We start from the raw sequence: 25,381 nt of genomic DNA on the forward strand, positions 1-25,381 counted from the left end.
AAGGTAAATCCTTAAGAAAGCTCTACTAATGTATTCAGTTAAAAGCGGAATTAAGGTAAGATGGAAATAAATAAGACAGACAACTTTACAAGGAGAAGCTATGATTATTACGACTGCAGGAAAAGCAACAAGCCTATTAATTCGAAGAGCAATGAATCTAGCACAAACTTATCATATACCATTTAAGGAAAGACAAGGTTTATCGATTGAAGAGATGAAGATGATCTATCAGGAGGACGTGCTTATTGTAGGAAAGGAGCAATTAGTTATTGCACCAAAAAACAGTGACACGCGACTGTTTTTTCATCCGAATTTAGCAATGATCCGAGCAAAACGGGTTCTAAAAGGGGAAACAGAGCCACTAATCGAAACTGCAAAATTAAAAAAAGGGATGTCCTTTCTTGACTGTACACTTGGACTAGCATCAGACAGTATTATTGCAAGTCTTGTAGTTGGATCTACAGGTCGGGTCACAGGTATTGAAGGAAACGAACTACTCTATTTACTAGTAAAAGAGGGTCTAGCTTCACATATAACCGGCAAACTAGATATAGACCAAGCAATGCAACGTATCCAAGTAGTCCGTGAGGATCATTTACATTACCTTCAACATGCAGAAACGAATTCGTTTGATATTGTATATTTTGATCCAATGTTCCAAGAAGGAATTGAAGAATCGAATGGCATCAATACCATAAGAGAACAAGCTATTACATCAGACATAACAGCCGAGATTATAGAGGAAGCAAAAAGAGTAGCAAAAGAGAGAGTGGTATTAAAAGATCATTGGAAAAGCAAAAGGTTTCAAGAGTTAGGTTTTACCCAGTTTAAAAGAAAGACATCCTTGTTTCACTATGGAACGATTGAAGTACGTTGATTATTTTTAACTTTCTATATTGCGAAAATTATGATAAGCTAAAATGGAAAAGAGAGAGGAGGGCTTGTAACGAATTTAAGAGATAAAATTGTCGATGCAGCGTTACATTTATTTGAGAAAAAGGGCTTTCATGGTGTGACAGTTAATGAAATTGTTGATAGTATTGGGACCTCCAAAGGGGGATTCTATCATCACTTTTCATCGAAGGATGAATTGTTATTTGTTATCCACGATACTTTTATCACTTATGTGCTCGAAAAAGCATACATAGCCAAGAACACCTACGACTCTCCAACGAAGAAACTGCAACAAATTATTAAAAGCTTTGTTCAAGTCTTTGACTTGTATAAGCCGCATATTTCAGTGTTTTATCAAGAAAATGTATACTTAAAAGCGAATTATGAGGAATTGATTAAGAAGAAGCGGGATCAATTTAAGAACATTATCATTGATACTATTCGAGAAGGAAAACAAGCTAACGAATTTCGAAAAGACTTATCAGAAGAAATTACAGGTATGGCCATTCTAGGCATTGTTAACTGGACATATAAGTGGTATAAGCAGTCTGGTGAAAAATCAATTGACGAGATTGGCGATATCTATGTTGAATTAATTATGCGGTCGATTATAAACCAACAAAATGTAAGCGGTTAAATAGTTTGGCTACTTCCATCATAGCTTTAGAGAAAGCTATATTTTTCCGTTGAATACCGACCAACCAGTCGGTCTTATACGATAACAGGAGGGGAACTTATGGATTTTAATTTAACAAAAGAACAATCGATGATTCGGAAAATGGTACGTGATTTTGCAGAAGAAGTAATTAAACCGAGAACAATAGAAATTGATACAGAAGCTAAATTCCCAGTAGATATTTTTGAACAGATGGGAGAGCTAGGTTTACTTGGAATTCCGTTTCCAGAAGAGTACGGTGGTTCTGGTGGGGATACCTTATCCTACGCAATTGCTGTAGAAGAAATTGGGCGTGTCTGTGGAAGTACTGGTTTAAGTTATGCTGCTGCAGTCTCTTTAGGAGCTAGTCCAATCTATTACTTTGGTACAGAAGAACAGAAGCAGGAGTATTTAAAGCTATTAGCAGAAGGAAAGGCTTTAGGATCATTTGGATTAACGGAACCAAATGCTGGTTCTGATGCAGGTGGAACGAAGACAACTGCAGTAATTGATGGTGATGATTTTATTATTAATGGTGAAAAGTGCTTCATTACGAATGCAAGTTATGCCAAGACATTAATCGTAACAGCTGTTACAGGAAAAAACGAAAAAGGTAAAAATATTATTTCCGCTATTATCGTCCCTACCGATACAGAAGGGGTAAAAATAACTAGTAATTACGATAAGATGGGCGTTCGTGGATCAGATACAGCAGAAATTGTGTTAGATAATGTCCGTGTTCCTAGAGCCAACTTATTAGGTGATCCACAAAAAGGGTTTAGCCAATTCTTATATACGCTAGATGGTGGTAGAATTTCAATTGCTGCTTTAGGGTTGGGAATAGCACAAGCCTCACTAGAAAAAGCATTACAATATGCAAAAGAACGCAAACAATTTGGAAAATCTATCTCGAACTTCCAAGCTATCCAATTTAAACTCGCAGATATCGCCATGGAAGTAGAGCTGTCTAGAAACATGGTCTACAAAGCCGCATGGTTAAAAGATAATAATCAACCATTTACGAAAGAATCTGCCTATGCAAAGTTATTCGCGACAGAAACAGCCTTCCGTGCTGCGAACCAAGCAATTCAAATACACGGGGGATATGGTTATATGCGTGAATATGAGGTAGAACGATACTTACGTGATGCTAAGCTGCTAGAAATTGGCGAAGGTACATCGGAGGTTCAAAGACTTGTTATTGCTAGACAACTAGGATGCTAGCTAAGGAGAAATACGATGTAGATAGGAGTGAAGAGATGATTTCTAAAGTACTAATTGCTAATCGTGGTGAAATTGCGGCTAGAGTTATTCGCACTTCTAAAAAGATGGGAATTGAGACCGTTGCAGTTTATTCGGAGGCAGATGAAAATGCGCCGTTTGTAAAGATGGCAGATGAGAGCTATTTAATTGGCCCATCACGAGTCAATGAAAGTTACTTACATGTGGATAAAATCCTTTCTATAGCAACGCAATCTGGGGCAGATGCCATCCATCCAGGCTATGGTTTTTTAAGTGAAAATGGTAGATTCGCAGAGAAATGTGAGGAAGCCGGGATTACATTTATCGGTCCTTCAAGCAAGGTCATGGATATGATGGGCAGTAAGATTGAAGCAAGGAAGGTAATGAAGCAGGCTAATGTTCCTATCGTCCCTGGAACAGAGGAAGCAATAGAAACTCCTGAGGAAGCAGTAGAATTAGCAAAGCAAATTGGTTATCCCATTATGTTAAAGGCATCAGCAGGTGGCGGGGGCATTGGGATGCAAGTTGTAAACAGTGATGAAGAGCTACGAAAAGCATTTGATAATAATGCTAAACGTGCAAAAAGCTTCTTTGGCGATGGGGCCATGTTCCTGGAAAAGAAGATTGATGATGCTAGACATATTGAAATACAAGTACTTGCTGATAAGTTTGGCAATGTTATTCATCTATTTGAGCGAGAATGTTCGATACAACGCCGTAATCAAAAGGTAATAGAAGAGGCACCATCTCCTTTTCTTTCCGAAACTACGAGAAGGAAAATGGGAAATGCTGCGATTGAGGCTGCTAAAGCAATTGGATATACCAATGCAGGTACCATTGAATTTTTAGTGGATGAGAAGGAACATTTTTATTTTCTAGAGATGAACACTAGAATTCAAGTGGAGCACCCGGTCACAGAGGAAATCACTGGAATTGATATCGTAGAGCAACAGATTCACATAGCAAACGGTCAAAAGCTCTCCATCTCACAAGACGATTTAGAAATAAAAGGGCATGCAATTGAAGCAAGAATTTATGCCGAGGACCCAAAGACATTTTTCCCATCACCAGGCTATATTTCAACCTTTGATATCCCGATGGGGAAAAATATTCGTTTAGAGAGTGCTGTGACAAGTAATTATCAGGTCACCCCTTTTTATGACCCTATGATTAGTAAGTTGATTGTCAAAGGGGCAACTCGAAAGGAAGCAATAGAATTATTGATTGATACATTAGCAAAAACAACGATAGGAGGCATTAAAACGAATGTCCCAATACTATTAGATATTGCACGACATGAAGCCTTTCAATCTGGTAAAACGACAACAAAATTTATAGAAACGTATTTCAGTCCAGTTAAACGAAACTAGTTCATTATACGAGGAGGAAGAAACATGGAAGAAATAAAAGCAATGATGGCAGGTAACGTATGGAAGGTTTTAGTATCTGTGGGCGATACAGTAGAAGAGGATCAGGATATTGTCATTTTAGAATCGATGAAAATGGAAATCCCTATAGCTGCTGAAGAGGCTGGTACCATCACGGAAATTAAGGTAGCGGAAGGCGATTTTGTTAATGAAGGGGATACGTTAGCTATTATAGAAATAGACTAAAAGAATAGTATTTGGGAGGATTCTATGACACTAGTAGAATTAGAAATCGTAAACAGTCACGTGGCGGTCATCACATTAAATCGGCCCCAGGCAGCAAATGCTATGTCTAAAGCTTTACTAGATGAATTAAATCAAGTTATACAAAAGGTAAATCATGACCCTAACATTTACTGTGCCGTATTGACTGGTGCCGGTGTAAAAGCCTTTTGTGCAGGAGCGGATTTGAAGGAGCGCCGGGGCATGGCGGATGATCAAGTAATTGCGGCGGTTCGAAATATTGGGAAGACGGTTTCAGAAGTAGAAGCCATGAAGGTTCCCGTAATTGCTGCTTTAAACGGTATCGCATTTGGTGGTGGGTTAGAGCTTGCACTTTGCTGTGATATTCGGATTGCAGCGGATCATGTGAAGTTAGGATTAACAGAAACTTCCCTAGCCATCATACCAGGCGCAGGTGGCACACAGCGACTTCCTAGATTAATAGGCATTGGTCGGGCGAAGCAGTTAATTTATACAGCGAAACCAATCACTGCCCAAGAGGCATTTTCCATTGGTCTGGTAGAACAGGTAGTTTCGAATGAGGAACTTCATGATGTAGCAATACAAATGGCATTAGATATTGCTAAGAATGGGCCAATAGCATTGCGACAAGCAAAAACAGCTATCAATCAAGGAAGTCAGGTGAATCTTGCTACAGCATTAGAGATAGAACACCTATGCTATAAAGAAACGATTCCAACTAACGATAGACTGGAAGGTTTGGAAGCTTTCCGAGAAAAACGATCTCCAGTATACCAAGGAAACTAACCAATGGGAGGCCTGTACATGTCATATTTGGAAGAGCTACGTAACAGAGTTCAACAGATTGAAAAAGGTGGAAATGAAAAATACCACAAGCAAAACGAAGAAAAAGGAAAATTATTTGTTCGTAATCGCTTGGAATTACTATTAGATGAGGGAATAGATATAGAAGATGCATTTTTTGCTAATTGTATGGATGATAGTTTACCATCAGACGGTGTTGTCACCGGAATAGGGAAGATTAACGGGCAAGATGTGTGCGTTATGGCAAATGATTCAACTGTTAAAGCCGGTTCTTGGGGTAAGCGCACCGTAGAGAAAATACTACGAATTCAAGAGACAGCATTAACACTAGAATTACCAATTATTTATTTGGTGGATTCTGCGGGTGCAAGAATAACGGATCAAATCGAAATGTTTCCTGGTCGAAGAGGGGCTGGTAGAATATTTCATAACCAGATAAAGTTATCTGGTCGTGTTCCACAAGTTTGTTTATTGTTCGGTCCATCTGCAGCAGGAGGTGCCTATATCCCTGCATTCTGTGACATCGTTGTCATGGTGGACGGTAATGCTTCTATGTATCTAGGCTCACCAAGAATGGCAGAAAAGGTTATTGGTGAGAAGGTAACTTTAGAAGAAATGGGCGGAGCAAAGATGCATTGTTCCGTATCTGGAGTTGGTGATGTCCTAGTAAAAACAGAACCAGATGCTATAACGTATGTACGAAAGTATTTGACATACTTCCCTAAGAATTTTAGATATAAACCAGAAGCATATGAACCGATTGCTGCCAAACAATTTGAAAAAACAATAGAAGAAATTATTCCTGAGAATCAAAATGCATCATTTAACATGCATGATCTTATTAATCGAATTATTGATGAAGATAGCTTCTGTGAAATTAAAAAGAAATTTGCACCAGAATTAATTACAGGGCTATCCAGAATCAATGGAAAATCGGTGGGGATTATTGCGAATCAACCCAAAATGAAGGGGGGAGTATTGTTCCCCGATTCTGCTGATAAAGCAGCCAAATTCATTCAGCTTTGTGATGCATTTAATATTCCGTTGTTATTCCTGATGGATGTCCCAGGATTTATGATTGGTACAAAAGTGGAACGTGCAGGGATTATCCGTCACGGGGCAAAAATGCTAGCGGCAATGAGTGAAGCAACTGTACCTAAAATTTCGGTCATTGTGCGTAAAGCCTATGGTGCAGGTTTATATGCCATGGCTGGCCCTGCATTTGAACCGGATTGCTGTATTGCGCTGCCGACTGCTCAAATTGCAGTTATGGGTCCAGAGGCTGCTGTAAATGCCGTATATGCCAATAAAATAGCAGCGTTACCAGAAGAAGAAAGAGCTGCATTCATTAAACAGAAACAAGATGAATATCGAGATGATATTGATATTTATCGACTAGCCAGTGAAATGGTAATTGATGCGATTATTGAGCCGAATGAATTAAGGGAAGAATTAATGAAACGCTTCCGTATATACGAAGCAAAAAATGTAGTTTTTACAGAAAGAAAACACGGTGTTTACCCAGTATAAATAGGGTAGATGACTCAGATAAGCTTAAGCTTATTTGGGTCATTTTTTTTAGGTATTTGCCTAACAAAATGACTGTATTGACATATCCTATAATAAGCAACGCTATATCACCTTAATTAACAATATTATTATTATGTAAACTGATAATAGTTCTTCCATTTAGTGTTAATCTTGTTATTTAAGGTAATAATATTGGATAGATTGGACTAATCATGAATGAACTATATTCTAACGTAAGATGGTGACAAAATGTTAATAAAAGAGTTCATGATTTCGGATGTTATCAGTGTAAAAGAAGATACTACTTTGAAGGCCCTATTAAAACTATTAGTTTCACATAAAATTGGTGGTGTTCCGGTTGTAAATGAGGATAATGTTCTAGTTGGTGTCATAAGCGATGGCGATGTCATTCGCTATTTGAAGCCCAATAGTAGAACGATTTTTGATATGTTTGCTGTTGTTATGGTAAATGAGCAGGAAAAACTAACCGATAAGCTACAATACGCGTTAACAAAGCCAGTGTCCAGTATGATGAAGACAAAGGATATCAAAACGCTAAGACCAAACCATGACATAGATGATGCACTTCGTATGTTTTCACATTATCGATTCAAAAAGATCCCAGTCATTGATTCCGCAAAGAAAGTCGTTGGAGTAGTCAGTAGAGGGGACTTACTTCGACATATTACCAATGAGCTTATTCAGGGGTAAGTGAGGCTTAGACATAACGAAAAGAATTAAATGTATAACCAATGATACACGATATTAGCTCCGGAAAACTCCTGCGGGAGGAAAGGGCAAGGTTGAGACCCCAGATGCACCTGTGTCTACTAGCAAAGCTACGAAGCGGGCTTCCTCGGTTCAAGGCAGCAAGGCAGATTATCAAGTATTAGCCTGGCTAAGGCAGCAGCCCGGCGGTAAAGAAGACACTGCGAGGTCTTTTTCGAGCAGATGTCGCACTTATACTGTTATAAAGTGTAAAGAAGACACTGCGAGGTCTTTTTCGAGCAGATGTCGCCTCTTTGCTGGAAGCAACCGCGAGTATATTCCAGAGCGGGGGCTTTGCGTATCATTCGGTTTTTCCTTTAAGATAAATTCTTTTGTCCCGTTTTCTTTTCTGCTTTAAAACGTTTAATTGCTTCTCCTAATCATATGGAGATTTATTGTCACTATCTACATAACAATGAATATGTGTTATGATAAAAGGTCTCCAAAGGTATAGTAATCCGATACGAGATTAAGCTATAATAAGGATACAAGAAGAAATAAAGGGGTTTAGTTTCGTGAAGGCAACTCAACAACATACATCTGTATTGAATTATGATAATTTACTAGGCATCTATCATGTGATGAAGGAACATGGTGATCAGTTTAATGCCGATAAAATAGTCGATCTATACAAGAAAAAACAAAGGAATGAATTTATCATTAGTTTTGCTGGTCATTTTTCCGCTGGCAAATCCTCTATGATTAATGCGCTTATTGGAACTGAATTATTACCAAAAAGTCCCATTCCGACTAGTGCTAATATAGTGAAGCTTTCTTCTGGAAGAGGGGTAGCACGTGTTTTCTTCCATCAAGAAGCACCGATTGAATACGAAGAGCCGTATGACTTAGATATGATTAAGGAGTATTGTAAAGACAAAGATTCCATCGAAAAGATAGAGATTAGTTCTAGTCAGCCAATCATCCCAGAAAATTGTTCCATTATTGATACGCCAGGAATTGATGCGGCAGATGATACCGACCGAATTATTACGGAATCCTCTTTGCATATCGTTGATGTGTTGTTTTATGTGATGGATTATAATCACGTACAATCTGAAGTTAATTTAATGTTCTTGAAGAATGTTCAAGCTATGAATATTCCTTTCTATATTATTATCAATCAGATTGATAAGCATAATGAACAAGAACTAACTTTTGAATCCTTTGAGAATAGTGTCAAACAAACGTTTGACCAATGGGGCTTATCACCACAAGAAGTATATTTCTCTTCCCTGTTCAAGAAAGAGATGGCAATAAATCAATTTGAACAAATTAAAGCAAAAGTGAACGAATTATTTTTAGAGGAAAACGTTCAACGCATTGATTCTTCCGTACGAACTATTATCGAAGCACATAAGCAGTTTTTAAAAGAGAAGTTAGAGGAGTCTGTTGCGGAGCTTTCTAGTAGGGTTGGGACAGAGGAGGATTTAATCTATCAAGTTGAAAATCTACAAAGCTCAATCGAAACGATTAAACAAAAGCCAATAAATTTAGAAAAGGATTTTATCGAAGCATTGGACCAAACATTAAAAAATGCTTACCTCATGCCAGCAACCGTACGTGACAAAGCATTAGATTTTCTAGAATCCCAACAAAAGGACTTTAAGGTTGGTTTTCTTGGTGCCAAGAAAAAGACCGAGGAAGAAAGAGAGAGACGGTTAACGGAGTTTCTTACTGCTGTAACAGAAAGCATGCAGGCTAGTATTGAATGGAAATTACGTGAAAAATTCACAGCACTACTAAAAACATATGCTGTTGTAAACCAAGATCTAAATACGGATCTGCAACAATTGACAGTAAACATCGGTCCCGATGACTTATATGCCCATGTAAAGAAAGGGGCAACCGTCAATGGCGATTATGTACTGAATTACGCAAATGATCTTGGCCATTCAATAAAAACGAAATACCGCAACGCTAGTCGTAAGCTCCTACGTAGAATTGTTGCTGTGATGGAAAATGACGGGCATCAGACCATTGCCCAATATGAAAAACAATTACGAGAACACAAAGAGCTAATTAAAGTTCATGATGATCTTGCGTCGTGGAAGGAAGCGTATCATATACAATTATCCCGGATTGAAAATCAGTTGCATTCTCCTGAGTATTCCAACGAAACGGAGTCTATTTTAAATAAGCAATTAGAAAGCACCATATTTTTAAAGGGAGAGACGATATCAGAGCTTGCTTCTAATACGGAAACGCAACGAGAGGAAGTAAGACCTTCCGTTATAACAAATGAAGATGACGTTCCACATGTACAAAAGGTGATTCAAGCAATCGATAAAACGGCTCAATTAGTAGAAGAATTACCCGGATTTGAGTCCATTACAAGAGAATTAAGGATAAGAAAAGAGCGATTGGAAAATCGTGACATGACTATTGCATTATTTGGCGCGTTTAGTGCCGGCAAGTCTTCGTTTGCTAATGCATTGATTGGAGAAGGCGTATTACCTTCATCACCAAATCCTACTACTGCGGTAATTAATCGGATTACCCCGGTTACAGACGAATATCAGCATGGAACGGTAGTCATTCAATTAAAGAATGAACATACCCTTTCTATGGATTTAGCAAATATTCTAAAGCATTTTTCACCGCCAACAAAAGCGGATATAAGCACTTATGTGGGGTGGATTAAACAACATCAGATTCAATATCATGAAGATTTAAGTCAGATGTATCAGAGCTATTTACAAGCACTTATTAAAGGATATGACGCGCATAAAGATTTAATTGGTAAGACTATAACCATTCAGTTAGATGAATTTGCAGCGTATGCAACAGATGAATCGAAAGCATGTTTTGTAGAGACAATTGATTTATATTATGATTGCTCGATAACCCAAAAAGGTATTACATTAGTAGATACACCTGGTGCTGATTCGGTGAATGCTAGACATACGAATGTAGCTTTTGATTATATTAAAACAGCTGATGCGATTCTCTATGTCACGTATTATAACCATGCTATTACGAAAGCAGACAAAGATTTTGTCATGCAGCTTGGGCGTGTTAAAGAGTCATTCCAATTAGACAAAATGTTCTTCATCATCAATGCAGCAGACCTAGCATCTGATCAAACAGAATTACAGCTCGTCACCAATTATGTGAAGGAGCAGTTAACGAAATTAGGTATTCGTAATCCAAAACTATATCCAGTCTCTAGTAAAAAATCACTGGAAGAAAAATTAGTTAAAGCTCCAATAAATGAGCAACTCCGTACGTTCGAAGAAGATTTCTATCATTTCCTTGAGAATGAATTATCTCATTTAGCAATCAAATCTTGCATACACGAGTTGCATAGAACAAGACAGCTGCTAAACCATTTCAAACAAAAGGCAAATTTAAACAAACAAGAAAAAGAGAAATATAAACAGGAACTACTGGATAAACAGGAAATGCTCTCTAAGGAAGTTCTTACTGTTGATGGAATGGTCTATCAGGAAAGAATCAATCAAAAAATAGCGAAACAATTGCATTATGTTATGGAACGAATTGGAATTCGTTTTCATGATATGTTTAAGGATAAGTTTAACCCTACTACAGTGACAGAATCGGGTCGTAAGGCAGTACATCAATTACAAAAAAACACGATTGATTTGCTAGACTACACCGGATATGAAACATTACAGGAAGCAAGAGCTGTTTCACTTCGTATGGAGGCTTTTATGAAGGAACAGCAAATAGATCTGATTGACAATTTCAAGCATACGCTAACAAAGCTAGATGAGAATTTTGGCTTACCAGCTTTCGATACAGTTAATTTAGATACGCCAGAATTCATTCAGCCACTTCAAGACTTGGACTTAAATGCATTTCAAAAATCCTATGCTTTGTTCAAAAGTACAAAGTCTTTCTTTGAAAAGAATGAAAAAGAAAAAATGAAGGAATCCATCTATGAGATTTTGCAACCAGGAATTCAAAGCTATTTAATGCAAACAGAAGACATCATGAAAGAGGCATATGGGAAGCAATGGCAGACGATTGTTACTACGATAACAGAAGAAATTAATAGTGAAATTAACCAATATGTTCAAAGTAGCATGGCAATTCTAGATGATGCGATTGATATCAATCTTTTAACAAGTAAAGAAGAGCATTTAGCTGTACTACTAGAAAGTATAAATTAAAGGACGTGTAAACCATGCAGCAATCTATATTATTAGTAGATGGGATGGCCTTGCTATTTAGAGGGTTTTTTGCAACATCTATTCGAGGAAACTTTATGAAGAATGAAAACGGGGTACCTACCAATGGTGTCTATCAGTTTGTAAGATATTTATTAGATGCCGTCAATACGTTTCAACCGACTCATGTTATTTGCTGTTGGGATATGGGTAGTAAGACCTTCCGAACTTCGATGTATGAGGATTATAAAGGGAATCGTTCTGCACCACCAGAAGAGCTTATTCCACAATTCGATTTAGTGAAGGAAGTTGTTGCTGCATTTGATATGCCAAACATTGGAATTGAAAATTTTGAGGCAGATGATTGTATCGGCACACTTGCGAAGCAATTTTCTAACGAACATCAAGTATTGATTCTAACTGGTGATCAAGATATTTTACAATTAGTAGAGCCTGGCATAAGTGTTGCGATTATGAGAAAAGGGCAAGGAAATTATGAAGTATTTAATGAGGAGAATTTCTTGGAGAAGAAGGGACTTGCACCACGTCAAATTATTGATTTAAAAGGATTGATGGGGGACACATCTGATAATTATCCTGGAGTAAAAGGTATTGGAGAAAAGACAGCCTTAAAGCTTCTTCAAGAAAATGAGTCTATTGATCAATTGCTCGAGAATATTGACCAGCTGCCAAAGGGAGTACAAACCAAGATTAAATCTAATTTAGATATGCTTCATTTATCCAGAAGCCTGGCAGAAATTCGTTGTGACGTACCAGTTACGGTTCCTTTAGAACAAGCTACCTGGAATTATAATCGGGAGAACGTTGTGAAAAGATTAGAAGAGCTTCAAGTAAAAAGTGTAATAAAGCTCTTATCATAAAGCCGAAACAAAAACCTGTATTAAAAAATACAGGTTTTTGCTTTGAAGACTACTAACGATTATTGTTGTTATTGTTATTATTGTTGTTGTTGTTATTGTTGCGGTTGTTGTTATTGCGATTGTTATTGTTGTTGTTATCTAAATTATCATTTAGAAACTCATTCGCAAATTCAACATTATCATTGTTGTTATTGTTGTTGTTGCGATTCTTATTGTTTTTCGCCATTTTTCTGACCCTCCTATAATTTTTTTGTGAAATAGACATTGTCCATTTCACCTTACAAAATGTATGTTACCCCGAAAATCTTTTTTAATTCATTTTTTTTAACATAATTATCCTATATTTTTTACTTTGACCATTTCTTCCTTAATATGTCATAATCGAGAAAAAGAATGTCAAATACGTTATATTAGGGGAATTTATGGAGAAAAAACATTACTTCTTAGTAAGCAGTACTTTATTTACATGTATCTTGCTTGCATTCATCGAACATGGATTCGAGATGAATTATTTAATAAAATCGGGGTTAAAAATACTTTTATTTTTTCTAACAGTAGGGTCATTTGTTTGGCTGTTTAAGAATTATCGGTTCAAAAATCCAGTTCGCATGGAAAAGATATCAGTCAGAGAATGGAAGCGAATTGTGATTCTTGGTTTTTCCTCTGCTGGAATTGTATTACTTGCTTATCTCTTATTTTCACCATTTATTGATCTTCATACCATTAAAAATGATTTAACAGAGAGATTAGGAATTACAACAACGACTTATATTATAGTTGGTATTTATATTACTTTCGCAAATTCATTTTTAGAGGAATACTTTTTTAGAGGATTTATCTTTTTTAATTTACCGAAAAAAGTTGGCTACATCTATAGTCCGTTACTTTTTGCTAGTTATCATATTCCGATGATTATGCTATGGTTTAGTCCGCTGATTATAGCACTTTGTTTTGTAGGGCTATGGACGATTGGATTTATATTCCATAAGGTGAATGAACGAAATCAAACGATTTGGGCTTCATGGATGATTCATATTTGTGCGGATATAATGATAATCCTTATTGGTTTAACCATGTTTTTCTAAGATAGAATGTACCAAGAATAACCAGGCATTAGGAAGCAGGGGATTGCTAAATTACGTAACTTGAGGTGACTTTATTATGTTAAAGCGAACCATTTCCCTGGTTCTTGCGATTTTGATTACATTTCCTATAGGAGTCAGTGCCGAGGTTAAAATGTTTAAAGAGGCTCCATTTGATTTTTATAAAGTCTCTAAGGGAGATACTTTTTGGTTTATAGCCAAACGGTATGGGTTGGATTATAGAGAACTAATGCGGTTAAATCCAGATGTTGTACCAACAAACATGCAGATTGGATCTGTCATTCGACTAAGGGCTACTGCACCAAGTCCTACTACCTTTGAGGAGCAAGTGGCCCAACTAGTAAATCAGGAAAGAGCTAAAGCTGGATTATCTCCGTTGAAACACCGTGCAGATATTAAAGCTGTGGCAGAGAAAAAAGCTGAAGATATGATTAATTCCAATTATTTCTCCCACACAAGTCCAAATTATGGCTCGCCATTTGATATGTTGAAAACGTTTGGTGTTATGTATCGAACTGCAGGTGAAAATATTGCGAAAGGCCAAGATTCCCCACAAGCGGTAATGAATGCATGGATGAATTCGCCAGGACACCGAGATAACATATTAAATCCGAACTTTGATTCCATTGGTGTGGGGTATTACCATGGTGCTTGGGTACAATTGTTTACCGGATCTTAGTTTGTTAAGGTCTAATTTTGGCTCACGTCTTATTAGACCTTACTATTTTACTAATGAGGGGGAGATTAATGTTGCTAGAGCGGTTAGTCACTGAACTTGAACGAAATCGTAATCATGAGAACGCTTATCATATGGAAAGGTACATGAAGAAACGTTTTCCTTTCCTCGGTATTAAAACCCCGGAAAGAAGAAATATATCCAATCAATTTTTTAAACAAACCGGTATAACGAAAGAACCGTTTAATGTGAATCTTGTACAAGCTTTATGGGAACGGAGGGAAAGAGAGTATCAGAATATTGCATTGGATTATATCGAAAAGATGCTTCCTAAGGTGGGAAAAGAACAACTTGAATTATTGGAGAAGTTGATTACAACAAAATCCTGGTGGGATACAGTGGATATGTTGGCACAAAAGCCGATTGGCAAAATAGCAATGGAATCTCCAGAGGTGATCCCAGAAAGAATAGCGCAATGGGCTCATCATGAAAATATGTGGCTTAGAAGAACTGCTATCTTATTTCAGTTGAAATATAAGGATAGGACAAATGAAGAATTGCTATATACGTACATAAAAATAAATGCTTCAAGTACAGAGTTTTTTATACAAAAGGCAATTGGCTGGGCTTTACGAGAATATTCCAAAACCAACCCTGCATCTGTAAGAATGTTTATCCAGGAAAATGATTTAGCAAAATTAAGCATACGCGAAGGAAGTAAATACATCTAAGCGAGAGCCGTGCTATTTAGTAAATCGATTAGCATAGGAACTCGCTACAAAGGATTCAGGCTTAATCTTTGGTTCTATCCCTAAAGATTCCATCCTTCCAACCATTTCATTTACAAACATTCTTGTTTTATTTTGACTATTGGCGCCTATGTCAATATGACCTTCAATCGTAAAGGAAGATCCTTTATATATATTGGGTAAGACAATATTAATCAATTGATTTTTTTTATCTTCGGTGAACATGGATACGACTTCCTCTGTCAAGGTTGTTTCGTAGGAAATTCGTTCATGTAGATTGGTCATTTTTCTTGGTACGACAACTTTTCGAATACACGCCCATGCACCCTTTGATTCACAATGAATGACAATTCCAGTTATAAATCGAGTGTAGGTTGGGTGTATTTGTGAATCGGTACCAAATATTAACCGATACCTTCCGGTTGGATCTTTTTTCATAAATCGAACGATATGCTGGAAAACTTCATGAAAGGTCATATGTTTATGTGTTAAATTTTGAAAGCTGAAATCTAATAATCTTAGGTTAGCCACGATAGAACCTCCTATGTTTGGGACTTCTTACTACTTAGTGTAGCGAAAGTATGTAGTACTATTCCTTAGCTAATGTAAAATTTCCTTGAAAATCTTAACAATTTTAATTTTGTTATTACCATTAGTTAATGCAATACGCTTATAATATGTTATAAGCTAAAAGTACAAATGCGTTATACGTAAGGAAAGAGGGGAATCGGTTGCGTTGGGTATCCATAAAGAAGCTGTAATTATCGATGACTTAATCCAACAAATTATAGAAAAGAAGCTCCTACCAGGGTCTAAGTTACCTTCTGAGAATGAGCTCGCTGAAAAATATGATGTACCTAGAATAACGGTTAGAAATGCCTTGATTAAATTAGAAGAGCGCTCTTATATTTATTCTGTACAAGGGAAAGGGAGGTATTTAAAAGACAAATCCATACCTATCCAACTTTCGCTTACAGGAAAAACGAGTTTTACGGAAAAAATGAAATCTATGGGGCATGATTTAAAGACCGTCACGATATCATGTAAAAAAATTCTTTTCGAACCAAAAATATATGATATTTTACAAGCCAAAGAAACGGATACGGTTTATCAAATTGGAAGGTTACGTATCATAAATGGCGTCCCAATGGCTATCCATTATTCCTACGTAAGTGAGCATCGTTTTCCAACGATTAAACAAGATAGTCCAACGATTCATTCTATGTTTGACTACTACCGTCAACAAGGGACGGAACGATTTTCTAGCAGAAAAACCTATCTCAGTATTACGTTTCCCACTCTAGAGGAACAACATTTATTATCTTGTAATAGTATGGTTCCACTAATTATTCTGGAGACGGATTGTGTAGACCAAGACTCAAATAGCATTTTAGAATATACGAAAATACTATATCGTAGTGACCAATTTAAATATGATATCACAACCGATCCGTGAAAAACATTTATCATTAGGTATGTGTTTTTACATTCGTAGATAGGGAATATAAATAACCATACCGCCTCATGATAAAAACTAGCACATTCGCTTATTTTCTAGCAAATGTGCTAGTTTTTTATATTATCTTTGTTAAATGAATTTACAAATACTTCAACATTTCTTAACACATGGTAACTTGGCAACAAGTTACCATGGACGTAGAAGAAAGGAGATGGCTAAATGAATCGTCGAAGAAGAACCGAAATACTTATTCAAGGGAGATCAGAATTAGCAAAAGAATTAGCAGAAACAATTATGCTGCAATATCCATATCGAGAAGTGATTTCCCCTAGATATGGACTGACGATGATAAAAATGAGAGAAACCGCTAAAAGCTCGCTATTCTATCTTGGCGAGGTAGTCATAACCGAAGCGAAAGTGGATATAAAAGGTCATATTGGAATCGGTATTGTAACTGGGATGAAAGATGAGCTGGCAAAACACTTAGCCATCATCGATGCAGCTTATAAAGCGAATCTGAAAGAGACAATAGAATGGGAAGAGCCCTTATTAAAAGAGGAAAAAGCGCTCTTAGAATCAAAAATTAAAAAACAAACTGAACTACTAGCGACTAAAGTCCATTTTGATACGATGCAAGTATAGTTAGCCTTATCTATGTAAAGGAGATTTGTAATGATGATGAATATTGTACATGACACACAAGCTGTATTCCGTAATTTACTTCATAGTATGTCGCGACCTGGTGAAATTTCGAAATTAAACGAGACTTCTTTTAACCTCTCTAGTTGGAAATGTCACGAAGCAACTATGTTAACAATGCTAACTCTATTTGATGCAGAAATCGGCTTTCATATTTTGACTAATAATCAGCAGAATGAGCTTCAAAAACAGATCATGGATTACACATCTGCAAAAATAGTACCGATGGAAGAAGCTGACTTTGTGATTGTTTTACAAGGTACAGATGACAGGACCATTGTACAGGCAATGGAAGAGTGTAAGATAGGTAATCTAATGGATCCACAATATTCGGCAACATGGATGCTGGAGTGTGCATCAATTAGGACAGGAAGGAGTTTGCGTTTAAGTGGACCAGGTATTAACCAGCAAACTACTATCCAGGTAAATCTATCGAACGCAATCTTTGCTAAACGAAATGAGCTAGTGAAAGAGTATCCGTTAGGTATAGATATGATTGTTACGGATGCAAGCTTACAGGTTGTTTGTATACCACGTACAACTACTATCGAATCGCTAGGAGGTGCTTAGGAATGGGTTATGTAGCAGTAAAAGGTGGAACTGAAGCAATTGAAGCATCGTTGAAACGATTACGGTATGAGCGATTAAAGGGTCAAGAGGTATTAGAGATACACACCATCCTAACTACAATGCGGTCATTAATTGATCAGGTGATGTCTGAAGCTAGTCTATATGAACTAACGTTAGCGGCACTAGCAATTAAACAAGCTGAAGGGAGTATGGAGGAGGCTGTATTTCTACTTCGAGCCCACCGCTCTACATTACCAAGACTATACTATAGTGAAACAGTAGATTCAGAGAGTATGTTTGTCGAACGCAGGATTTCTGCTAGCTTTAAGGATATTCCGGGTGGCCAGATACTAGGGGCTACAAATGATTATAGCCACCGTTTGCTAGATTATACGTTATTAAATGAGACAAAAGTAGAAATGAAGCAATGGTTATCGGCTTATGAAGCGGAGCTATCCAAGGACCATCCTCGTAATGAATTAATCTATTTTCCTAAAGTAGTGGAGTATTTACGTAAAGAGGGGTTGTTTACTAGTTATGTGGAAAATAATGAACCACCTGACGATATTACGAAAAAAAGTCTACAATTTCCTGCTACTCGAAGTCAACGATTACAAACGTTAACCCGCGGTCAAACAGGTACCGTTACATCATTGGGCTATGCATCGTTACGGGGCTATGGACAAGTCCATCCAACAGTCGGAGAGGTTCGTGTTGGGATGGCACCGATCTATATTGCACCAGCTACAGAAACAGGAAACGAGGAGGAAAATTATTACATTGGTGAAGTGAAATTAACAGAAGTGGAGTCGTTTGTTCCAGTTAAGAAACATACGCAGCAAAGGGAAGAACTAGAATTTGAGATTGGCTATGGGATTTGTTTTGGTCAGAATGAAACGAAAGCAATAGCTATGAGCATTCTCGATCAATGCTTGGAGCATCCAGAAGCTGATTTTCCAACCCATGACGAGGAATTTGTTTTATTACATATTGATTCCGTAGAGTCGACTGGTTTTATATCCCATTTGAAACTACCGCATTATGTCACATTCCAATCCAAACTTGATAGTGTGAGAACCGTGAAACAAGGAGGAAAAAAACATGAAGACTAGCCCTCATTTTGCTTTTTTAGATGAAGGATCTAAAAAAGAAATACGCCGTAGCATTCTGAAGGCTGTTGCGATACCTGGATATCAAGTACCGTTTGCATCAAGGGAGATGCCGATAGCTCGTGGCTGGGGTACGGGCGGTCTCCAGATTACATTATCAGTTATCGGGAAGAGGGATGTATTAAAAGTCATTGACCAAGGTTCAGATGAATCGGTGAATGCTGTTAATATTAAGAAACTTGTCCATGAAACGACAGGTGTAGCGATAACCGAGCAAACAAGGGAGGCAACATTAATTCAATCAAGACATCGAATTCCTGAAATTCATCTAACGAATGATCAAATCCTTGTGCTACAAGTGCCTGAACCGGAACCACTTCGGACATATGAAGCAAAAAATACAATAACGAAACTACTTCATTCAGAAGAAGAATATAGTGGTGCCTGGCTTATGCTATTTGAGCAAATCATGAAGCATGGTACAACGTCCACCGGAGCAGATCACCCTGTCTATGTGAATGGTCGTTACGTGATGGCACCTAGTCCTATTCCGCGTTTCGATAATGAAAAGCTCAATCAATCCGAGGCACTTATTCTATTTGGAGCGGGTAGAGAAAAGAAAATCTATGCAATTCCACCTTATACCGATGTCGTTTCCTTGGCATTTGATGACCATCCTTTCAGAACAGAAGATTTTACAGATAAGTCATGTCATCTATGCGGAACAAGTGGTGTATTTCTTGATGAGTTAATCGATCACCATAGAGGTGAGCGGGTGTTTCAATGTAATGATACTAATTTCTGTATAGAACAGTTGAATAAAAAGGAAAGAGAAGAGGTGGGGACTAGTGAAGGATGAACAACCACTATTAGCTGTTCGAAATTTAAATCAGCAATTTGGACCGGGGTGTAATAACTGTAAAAACCCAGATAATAGAGCTTTATCCAAAAATTATTGTGAAGTATGTGGAACGGTTTATGCTTGTCGGAATATCTCACTTGATTTATTTGCTGGTGAAATACTTGGTGTAGTTGGAGAAAGCGGAAGTGGAAAATCTAGCTTAATGAAATGTCTTTATTTTGACTCAGAAGTAACTACTGGGGAAGTGTATCTCGATGATGAGGAATTTATCGGAGACAACTTATTTGAATTGTCATCGCAAAAGAAGCGATATATTCGAAATTACAAATATGGAATGGTCTATCAAAATCCTGTACATGGATTAAAAATGAATTTTTCTTCTATAGGCAATATCGCAGAAAAATTAATTGCTGCTGGAAATCGCCATGTTGGTAATATGGAGGAAATTGGAAAACGATTGCTTGACATCGTGCAAATTCCTGTCTTTCGAATGAAAGAGGAGCCGCGGAATTTTTCGGGTGGTATGCAGCAGCGAGTTCAAATTGCTAAGGCTCTCTCGAATAACCCACCTGTTTTATTTTTAGATGAAGTAACAACTGGACTGGATCTTTCTGTACAGGCAGATGTATTAGACCTAATTAAACGGATACAACGTGAGTTTGGGATTAGTATGATTGTTGTATCGCATGATTTAGCTGTCATCCGAATGCTGGCCGATCGTACTATTGTCATGTTAAATGGTGAGATTGTGGAGCAAGGATTAACAGATCAAATTTTAGAGGATCCGACTGATAAATATACGCAACAATTAGTTTATTCGTTGTTATAGGAGGTACGTACTTTGATTATTATCCATAACGGAAAAATTGTCATGGAAACAGGAATTATAGAAGGGCATGCTGTCGTGATTAAGGGTGATCGCATTCAGGATATTATCTTAGAGAGCGATATTGAGTATGGATCGGATAAGAAGTTTATCGATGCAAAGGGTGGCTATATTTCCCCTGGTTTTATAGACATCCATTCTGACTACATTGAGACGATTGTCTCGCCAAGACCTACAAGTATTATGGACGTAAATATGAGTCTTAGAGAAGCGGAGAAGAACTTAATCAGTCATGGAATTACTACCATTTTTCATTCGTTATCTTTTTACCAAGAAGATATCTTCTCCCATAAACCAATGCGCTATCCTGAAAATGTCCAGCGACTGGTGGATGCCATTGATCGAACAGCTACTCAGCCCCATTTAATTCGTCATCGTCTGCATGCTAGATTTGAGATAGATAATATGGATGGTGTGGAAAACTTAATCCAAAATATAAAACAAGACAAGGTTCATCTATTATCCTTCATGGATCATACACCTGGTCAAGGCCAATATCGTGATTTAGAAGTCTTCCGCCATACGATTAAAGGCTATCGTAACGTATCAGATGATGAGGTGGATGTTATTATTGCAGAACGAAAAAGCAGAGCGTCTTTAAGTTTACGTGAAATATCAGAAATAGCAAGGATAGCAATAGACAATGGAATTGCCATTGCTTCCCATGATGATGACCATATAGATAAGCTAGAATTAGTACAATCCTTCGGGACGACTATAAGTGAATTCCCTATTACCTTGGAAGTGGCGAAGAAAGCAAAAGAATTAGGGTTACGAACATTAGTTGGTGCTCCTAATGTATTGCTAGGTGGATCTCATTCGGGAAATCTTTCTGCTATTGAAGCGATCCAGCATCAGTTTGTCGACATTCTTTGCAGTGATTATTATCCATCTGCATTACTACATGCTATTTTTGAATTACATGAAAAACATAATAACAAGCTACATGATATGTTTAACATGGTTACGATCAATCCTGCTAAGGCTGTACATTTGGGCCAAGACCTAGGTTCGATTCACCCTGGTAAAAAGGCAGATTTACTTATCATTGAACGAATGGAAGACGGCTATCCGATGTTAACGATGACGATGGTAAATGGTCAAGTCATCACAACAACCAATTATAGGTAGAACGATAGGAGGGAAGGTCATGGCCATTTTAGAAGTTCATAATCTGGGAAAGAATTTTATTAATCACTATCTCGGTACGACAAGGCAAGCTATAAATGGGATTAGCTTTCAACTAGAGAAGGGCCAGTTTATTGGCATTGTTGGAAAAAGTGGTAGTGGCAAATCTACCATATTAAAGAGCATTTATCGTACATACATTCCCAATCAAGGGAATATATTATTTGAGTCTGAGAGATTTGGACGACTTGATTTAACGAAAGCAACAGAAAGACAAGTGATTTATTTACGAAAACATGAGATTGGCTATGTTTCTCAATTTTTAAATGTCATGCCAAGAAGGACGTGCAGACAATTAGTAGAAAAGGCTGTTTTGGAAATGGGAGAATCTGATTTCCGTGCAAAGTGCCAAGCGGAGGCAGCACTCGAACATTTCGAGCTGGACCCAAGTCTATGGGACACATTTCCGAATACATTTTCTGGTGGTGAGAAGTTACGATTAAACATAGCAATGGCAACAGTTAAAAAACCAAGACTATTGTTGTTAGATGAACCAACTGCTAGCCTAGATCATCAATCGAAAGAAAAGGTTAGAGAAGTTATCGAGAAATTAAAAGCAAGTGGGACGACATTAGTAGGAATTTTTCACGATATTACGTTCATGGATAATCTCTGTGATCAAATTTTTAACATGAGTACGAAACCAACTATCATAAAAGCGGGTGTTCGTAATGAAAGCTGATCTCCATGTACATAGTCATTATTCTGATGGGGCTGATTCCATAGAAACGATTATGACGAAGGCTAAGCAAAATGGTGTAACCCACATTAGTCTTGTAGATCATGACACAGTTGACGGACAAGATATAATCCGTCAAGTTGGTCGAGCATATAATATTACGACCATCCCTGGAATTGAAATATCCGCCTTTGATTATAAAAGAAAACGTAAGGTTCATATACTCGGTTACCATTATAGACCTGTTGCATCCCATATCCTTAAGGTTTGTAACCCTATATTGGAAAGAAGAAATGAGTTATCGCTATGGCAAATCCAACAATTAAGAAAACTTGGTTATGAAATAGAGCCGGATATCATAAAGGAAAAGGCGTTACCAAGTCAGACGATTTATAAACAACATGTGATGGATTATTTAATAAAAGCCCCTTATTCCTCAACAACGTATAAAGAACTATATCAAAAGCTATTTAAAAATCTTATTGCTGGCGATATTGAGTATGTCGATGTATTCGCTGCAGTGGAGGCAATTGTAAAAGATGGTGGATTGGCAGTTGTCGCACATCCTGGACAACTAGATTCCTATGATTTGGTTCCTGAGCTAGTAGAGGTCGGACTAGGTGGTATTGAACGGAACCATATCGATCATACAGAACAAGATCACAGAAAAGTGGAGGTACTAGCAAAATCGTACAACTTAGTTATGACGGGTGGGTCAGATTATCACGGGAGCTTTGGTGTCCCCATTCAAATAGGCGATATCACTAGTCCATTAAACCCGCTACTAAGTTAGCCATCTATAAAAAAATAAATAATAGAAAATAAGACAATCGAATGGATTTGTGATTGTCTTATTTAGTCTTGATGGGCTAAGTTAGTGTTTTTGTTTGTTTAGAAACCCAATTTAAACGAAATAACCCGATACATCAATCGCGCATCTCTACCTAATTTATCTCGTCTAGTCATATATGGTGCAAGTTGTCGTAAAAATTGTTCATCACAAAGTCTTCTTGGTAGACCTCTCTGGTAGCATTGATCATGCTGCAGACAGAAGTAGTCAAGCTTATTGGTAGGTGCTCCTGGACCACTACATCCTGGCCCACAATAACGGTAGCCTGGTAAACAGATCATCGTGATTCCCTCCTATTCTTTATTAGTGCCATACATGTAATAATGTATGCTAGGGATAGAACGAGATAATAGGCGTTAATATTTATCGTCATTGAAATTAGGAAGTTTATTGTTAAATCAAGCATTCCAAGACTTGCCAAAGTAAGCTATTGGCAGTAAGCAAACTTATAGATTAATAGAATGGATTCATGTATCCTGTATAAAGTATATGATTACAGACATTAAGATAGGTGGAAGAGAGGGTATTTATGCAGAATATAGAAGTAAACAGAAAAATGATAGTACCATTGTTATTAGCAGGTTCGTTTATTGCCATTTTGAATCAAACGCTAATGATAACCGCTATCCCACCAATAATGGAAGAAATGGGAATTACAGCGAATACTGGACAATGGCTAACTACTGTGTTCATGTTGGTTAATGGGATTATGATTCCAGTTAGTGCGTTTTTATTAGAACGTTTTACGACGAGGCAATTGTTTATTACAGCGATGAGTATATTTGCAGTTGGGACACTAGTTGCAGGTATCGCGCCTAACTTTTCCACATTATTAATAGGCCGTGTCATCCAATCTGCTGGCGCTGGGGTTATGTTACCATTGATGCAGACGGTATTTTTAATGATTTTCCCTGTACATAGACGTGGTGCTGCAATGGGACTAATTGGACTGGTAATCTCGTTTGCTCCAGCGATCGGTCCCGCTTTGTCTGGGTATGTGACGGAACATTACTCGTGGAGATTGTTATTCTTTATTATTCTGCCAATTGCAGTAATTGATATTGTCATAGCTTGCTTTGCTTTGAAAAATGTAACAGAGTTACAGAAACCAAAATTCGATATTCTTTCCATTATTTTATCTTCATTTGGATTTGGTGGATTACTATATGGATTTACTTCAGCAGGAAATAATGGCTGGTTGGCTATGATGACTATCATATCACTTGGTGTTGGTGTGGTAGCATTATTCGGATTCATTCTAAGACAATTAAAGCTAAAGCATCCAATGCTCGAATTCAGAGTGTTTACTTATTCCATTTTCCCGCTGGCCGTTGCGATAGGCATGATCGCTTTTATGGGATTAATTGGCGTGGAGACATTAATACCACTATATATGCAAAATATGCGTGAGTTTACAGCCTTTGAAGCTGGTTTAGCTCTGTTACCTGGAGCATTAATTACTGGATTGATGTCACCAATTACAGGTAGAATCTTTGATAAATTCGGTGCTAAAAAACTAGTAATAATTGGATTAATAATCATTACCGTATCGTCAATCCCGTTTACTAGATTAGATACATCGACTTCATTAGCTTTTATAACCATTCTATACAGTATCCGAATGTTCGGACTGTCGATGGTAATGATGCCGATTGCAACCGCTGGATTAAATCAATTACCTAAACGATTAATTCCACACGGGGCTGCAATGGATAATACGATGAGACAAATAGCGGCTTCTGTAGGTACAGCAATTCTCGTTACAGTCATGACGACATCAGAGGAGAGTGCAGCAAGTAGGGAAATTGTCAATCCAGACATTTATGGTGCCAATGTAGCTTTCATTGTTGTAGCAGCACTTTCATTAGTCGGATTGTTGATTGCTCTCTTTATTAAAGATAAGCGTCAATCCCAAGAAGAATTGGAAAGAAAAGATCAAGAGAGATTAAAAGCTAGAGAAACTAATTCTGCATCATCATGAAATCTCCCTTATGGAGTAATAATCCAAAATAAAAC

The 25,381-nt window shown here is 37.4% G+C and carries 26 protein-coding genes; 23 read left to right on the plus strand and 3 right to left on the minus strand.

Going from position 1 to position 25,381, the window contains the following annotated elements; all coding sequences use genetic code 11:
• Nucleotides 1–100 precede the first annotated feature (100 nt).
• The 10 genes from ACSKT4_RS02535 to ACSKT4_RS02580 all read left to right on the plus strand — a co-directional run bounded on the left by ACSKT4_RS02535 (nt 101) and on the right by ACSKT4_RS02580 (nt 12,535).
• Complete coding sequence (locus tag ACSKT4_RS02535) at nt 101–877, plus strand: class I SAM-dependent methyltransferase (RefSeq protein WP_186868780.1); 777 nt, start codon at nt 101–103, stop codon at nt 875–877.
• 135 nt (nt 878–1,012) lie between these two features.
• Nucleotides 1,013–1,531, plus strand: a complete 519-nt coding sequence (locus ACSKT4_RS02540) for a TetR/AcrR family transcriptional regulator (RefSeq protein WP_436262593.1) — start codon at nt 1,013–1,015, stop codon at nt 1,529–1,531.
• Between the two features lie 99 nt (nt 1,532–1,630).
• Nucleotides 1,631–2,773 carry an acyl-CoA dehydrogenase family protein gene (locus ACSKT4_RS02545; protein WP_186868781.1) on the plus strand — a complete coding sequence of 381 codons (1,143 nt, stop codon included), beginning with the start codon at nt 1,631–1,633 and terminating at the stop codon, nt 2,771–2,773.
• 35 nt (nt 2,774–2,808) lie between these two features.
• The gene (locus tag ACSKT4_RS02550) at nt 2,809–4,161 is read left to right on the plus strand and encodes an acetyl-CoA carboxylase biotin carboxylase subunit (protein ID WP_186868782.1); all 1,353 of its coding nucleotides are present in this window, start codon (nt 2,809–2,811) and stop codon (nt 4,159–4,161) included.
• A gap of 24 nt (nt 4,162–4,185) precedes the next feature.
• Entirely contained in the window at nt 4,186–4,404 is a 219-nt protein-coding gene (locus ACSKT4_RS02555) for an acetyl-CoA carboxylase biotin carboxyl carrier protein subunit (protein ID WP_186868783.1), read from the plus strand.
• 24 nt (nt 4,405–4,428) lie between these two features.
• The gene (locus tag ACSKT4_RS02560) at nt 4,429–5,208 is read left to right on the plus strand and encodes an enoyl-CoA hydratase (protein ID WP_186868784.1); all 780 of its coding nucleotides are present in this window, start codon (nt 4,429–4,431) and stop codon (nt 5,206–5,208) included.
• A gap of 18 nt (nt 5,209–5,226) precedes the next feature.
• On the plus strand, nt 5,227–6,756 hold the full coding sequence (locus tag ACSKT4_RS02565) for an acyl-CoA carboxylase subunit beta (RefSeq protein ID WP_186868785.1): 1,530 nt from the start codon (nt 5,227–5,229) through the stop codon (nt 6,754–6,756).
• 249 nt (nt 6,757–7,005) lie between these two features.
• Entirely contained in the window at nt 7,006–7,467 is a 462-nt protein-coding gene (locus ACSKT4_RS02570) for a CBS domain-containing protein (protein WP_186868786.1), read from the plus strand.
• 572 nt (nt 7,468–8,039) lie between these two features.
• Nucleotides 8,040–11,657, plus strand: a complete 3,618-nt coding sequence (locus ACSKT4_RS02575) for a dynamin family protein (RefSeq protein ID WP_186868787.1) — start codon at nt 8,040–8,042, stop codon at nt 11,655–11,657.
• 14 nt (nt 11,658–11,671) lie between these two features.
• Entirely contained in the window at nt 11,672–12,535 is an 864-nt protein-coding gene (locus tag ACSKT4_RS02580) for a 5'-3' exonuclease (protein WP_186868788.1), read from the plus strand.
• A gap of 52 nt (nt 12,536–12,587) precedes the next feature.
• On the opposite strand, the gene ACSKT4_RS02585 is transcribed toward ACSKT4_RS02580, so the two are convergent.
• The gene (locus tag ACSKT4_RS02585; protein ID WP_465822762.1) at nt 12,588–12,761 is read right to left on the minus strand and encodes a hypothetical protein; all 174 of its coding nucleotides are present in this window, start codon (nt 12,759–12,761) and stop codon (nt 12,588–12,590) included.
• Nucleotides 12,762–12,957: 196 nt separating this feature from the next.
• On the opposite strand from ACSKT4_RS02585, the gene ACSKT4_RS02590 reads away from it, so the two are divergent.
• From ACSKT4_RS02590 to ACSKT4_RS02600, 3 genes are all read left to right on the plus strand, one after another.
• Nucleotides 12,958–13,620 (plus strand): CPBP family intramembrane glutamic endopeptidase, encoded by a 663-nt coding sequence (locus tag ACSKT4_RS02590; protein ID WP_186868790.1) that lies wholly within the window; start codon nt 12,958–12,960, stop codon nt 13,618–13,620.
• A 76-nt stretch (nt 13,621–13,696) separates the two neighbouring features.
• Nucleotides 13,697–14,317 carry a CAP domain-containing protein gene (locus tag ACSKT4_RS02595; protein WP_186868791.1) on the plus strand — a complete coding sequence of 207 codons (621 nt, stop codon included), beginning with the start codon at nt 13,697–13,699 and terminating at the stop codon, nt 14,315–14,317.
• Between the two features lie 68 nt (nt 14,318–14,385).
• Complete coding sequence (locus ACSKT4_RS02600; RefSeq protein ID WP_186868792.1) at nt 14,386–15,045, plus strand: DNA alkylation repair protein; 660 nt, start codon at nt 14,386–14,388, stop codon at nt 15,043–15,045.
• A gap of 12 nt (nt 15,046–15,057) precedes the next feature.
• Here ACSKT4_RS02600 and ACSKT4_RS02605 read toward each other — a convergent pair whose 3' ends face one another.
• Entirely contained in the window at nt 15,058–15,540 is a 483-nt protein-coding gene (locus ACSKT4_RS02605) for a ribonuclease H-like YkuK family protein (protein ID WP_186868829.1), read from the minus strand.
• 259 nt (nt 15,541–15,799) lie between these two features.
• On the opposite strand from ACSKT4_RS02605, the gene ACSKT4_RS02610 reads away from it, so the two are divergent.
• From ACSKT4_RS02610 to ACSKT4_RS02650, 9 genes are all read left to right on the plus strand, one after another.
• Nucleotides 15,800–16,519: a GntR family transcriptional regulator gene (locus tag ACSKT4_RS02610; RefSeq protein ID WP_222618976.1), complete on the plus strand. Its 720-nt coding sequence runs from the start codon at nt 15,800–15,802 to the stop codon at nt 16,517–16,519.
• A gap of 222 nt (nt 16,520–16,741) precedes the next feature.
• Nucleotides 16,742–17,164, plus strand: a complete 423-nt coding sequence (gene phnG, locus ACSKT4_RS02615) for a phosphonate C-P lyase system protein PhnG (protein ID WP_186868793.1) — start codon at nt 16,742–16,744, stop codon at nt 17,162–17,164.
• Nucleotides 17,165–17,197: 33 nt separating this feature from the next.
• Nucleotides 17,198–17,791, plus strand: a complete 594-nt coding sequence (phnH, locus tag ACSKT4_RS02620; protein WP_186868794.1) for a phosphonate C-P lyase system protein PhnH — start codon at nt 17,198–17,200, stop codon at nt 17,789–17,791.
• A 2-nt stretch (nt 17,792–17,793) separates the two neighbouring features.
• Nucleotides 17,794–18,903: a carbon-phosphorus lyase complex subunit PhnI gene (locus tag ACSKT4_RS02625; protein WP_465822764.1), complete on the plus strand. Its 1,110-nt coding sequence runs from the start codon at nt 17,794–17,796 to the stop codon at nt 18,901–18,903.
• Entirely contained in the window at nt 18,893–19,759 is an 867-nt protein-coding gene (locus tag ACSKT4_RS02630; protein ID WP_186868796.1) for an alpha-D-ribose 1-methylphosphonate 5-phosphate C-P-lyase PhnJ, read from the plus strand. Before ACSKT4_RS02625 ends, ACSKT4_RS02630 begins: the two co-directional genes overlap by 11 nt.
• Nucleotides 19,749–20,591 (plus strand): ATP-binding cassette domain-containing protein, encoded by an 843-nt coding sequence (locus ACSKT4_RS02635; protein WP_186868797.1) that lies wholly within the window; start codon nt 19,749–19,751, stop codon nt 20,589–20,591. The genes ACSKT4_RS02630 and ACSKT4_RS02635 overlap by 11 nt, the downstream gene beginning before the upstream one ends.
• Nucleotides 20,592–20,603: 12 nt before the next feature.
• Nucleotides 20,604–21,779, plus strand: a complete 1,176-nt coding sequence (gene phnM / locus ACSKT4_RS02640) for a phosphonate metabolism protein PhnM (RefSeq protein WP_211741433.1) — start codon at nt 20,604–20,606, stop codon at nt 21,777–21,779.
• A 19-nt stretch (nt 21,780–21,798) separates the two neighbouring features.
• Nucleotides 21,799–22,518, plus strand: coding sequence for a phosphonate C-P lyase system protein PhnL (locus tag ACSKT4_RS02645; RefSeq protein WP_186868799.1), 720 nt, complete (start codon nt 21,799–21,801; stop codon nt 22,516–22,518).
• The gene (locus ACSKT4_RS02650; protein WP_186868800.1) at nt 22,508–23,308 is read left to right on the plus strand and encodes a PHP domain-containing protein; all 801 of its coding nucleotides are present in this window, start codon (nt 22,508–22,510) and stop codon (nt 23,306–23,308) included. Before ACSKT4_RS02645 ends, ACSKT4_RS02650 begins: the two co-directional genes overlap by 11 nt.
• Nucleotides 23,309–23,406: 98 nt before the next feature.
• Here the strand turns inward: ACSKT4_RS02650 and ACSKT4_RS02655 are convergent, their stop codons facing one another.
• Nucleotides 23,407–23,646: a Parvovirus coat protein VP1-like protein gene (locus ACSKT4_RS02655; protein WP_186868801.1), complete on the minus strand. Its 240-nt coding sequence runs from the start codon at nt 23,644–23,646 to the stop codon at nt 23,407–23,409.
• 248 nt (nt 23,647–23,894) lie between these two features.
• On the opposite strand from ACSKT4_RS02655, the gene ACSKT4_RS02660 reads away from it, so the two are divergent.
• Complete coding sequence (locus tag ACSKT4_RS02660; protein ID WP_186868802.1) at nt 23,895–25,346, plus strand: DHA2 family efflux MFS transporter permease subunit; 1,452 nt, start codon at nt 23,895–23,897, stop codon at nt 25,344–25,346.
• The last annotated feature ends 35 nt before the right edge of the window (nt 25,347–25,381 follow it).

It is taken from the genome of Ornithinibacillus liuyingii, from assembly GCF_055550225.1.

Coding starts and splice junctions, on each gene's coding strand:
- ACSKT4_RS02630 (WP_186868796.1), top strand. CDS start 18,893: ATGAAGACTAGCCCTCATTTTGCTTTTTTAGATGAAGGATCTAAAAAA.
- ACSKT4_RS02560 (WP_186868784.1), top strand. CDS start 4,429: ATGACACTAGTAGAATTAGAAATCGTAAACAGTCACGTGGCGGTCATC.
- ACSKT4_RS02590 (WP_186868790.1), top strand. CDS start 12,958: ATGGAGAAAAAACATTACTTCTTAGTAAGCAGTACTTTATTTACATGT.
- ACSKT4_RS02600 (WP_186868792.1), top strand. CDS start 14,386: ATGTTGCTAGAGCGGTTAGTCACTGAACTTGAACGAAATCGTAATCAT.
- ACSKT4_RS02605 (WP_186868829.1), bottom strand. CDS start 15,540: ATGACCTTTCATGAAGTTTTCCAGCATATCGTTCGATTTATGAAAAAA.
- ACSKT4_RS02655 (WP_186868801.1), bottom strand. CDS start 23,646: ATGATCTGTTTACCAGGCTACCGTTATTGTGGGCCAGGATGTAGTGGT.
- ACSKT4_RS02650 (WP_186868800.1), top strand. CDS start 22,508: ATGAAAGCTGATCTCCATGTACATAGTCATTATTCTGATGGGGCTGAT.
- ACSKT4_RS02660 (WP_186868802.1), top strand. CDS start 23,895: ATGCAGAATATAGAAGTAAACAGAAAAATGATAGTACCATTGTTATTA.
- ACSKT4_RS02555 (WP_186868783.1), top strand. CDS start 4,186: ATGGAAGAAATAAAAGCAATGATGGCAGGTAACGTATGGAAGGTTTTA.
- ACSKT4_RS02565 (WP_186868785.1), top strand. CDS start 5,227: ATGTCATATTTGGAAGAGCTACGTAACAGAGTTCAACAGATTGAAAAA.
- ACSKT4_RS02580 (WP_186868788.1), top strand. CDS start 11,672: ATGCAGCAATCTATATTATTAGTAGATGGGATGGCCTTGCTATTTAGA.
- ACSKT4_RS02625 (WP_465822764.1), top strand. CDS start 17,794: ATGGGTTATGTAGCAGTAAAAGGTGGAACTGAAGCAATTGAAGCATCG.
- ACSKT4_RS02550 (WP_186868782.1), top strand. CDS start 2,809: ATGATTTCTAAAGTACTAATTGCTAATCGTGGTGAAATTGCGGCTAGA.
- ACSKT4_RS02585 (WP_465822762.1), bottom strand. CDS start 12,761: ATGGCGAAAAACAATAAGAATCGCAACAACAACAATAACAACAATGAT.
- ACSKT4_RS02595 (WP_186868791.1), top strand. CDS start 13,697: ATGTTAAAGCGAACCATTTCCCTGGTTCTTGCGATTTTGATTACATTT.
- ACSKT4_RS02570 (WP_186868786.1), top strand. CDS start 7,006: ATGTTAATAAAAGAGTTCATGATTTCGGATGTTATCAGTGTAAAAGAA.
- ACSKT4_RS02645 (WP_186868799.1), top strand. CDS start 21,799: ATGGCCATTTTAGAAGTTCATAATCTGGGAAAGAATTTTATTAATCAC.
- ACSKT4_RS02535 (WP_186868780.1), top strand. CDS start 101: ATGATTATTACGACTGCAGGAAAAGCAACAAGCCTATTAATTCGAAGA.
- phnG (WP_186868793.1), top strand. CDS start 16,742: ATGAATCGTCGAAGAAGAACCGAAATACTTATTCAAGGGAGATCAGAA.
- ACSKT4_RS02545 (WP_186868781.1), top strand. CDS start 1,631: ATGGATTTTAATTTAACAAAAGAACAATCGATGATTCGGAAAATGGTA.
- phnH (WP_186868794.1), top strand. CDS start 17,198: ATGATGAATATTGTACATGACACACAAGCTGTATTCCGTAATTTACTT.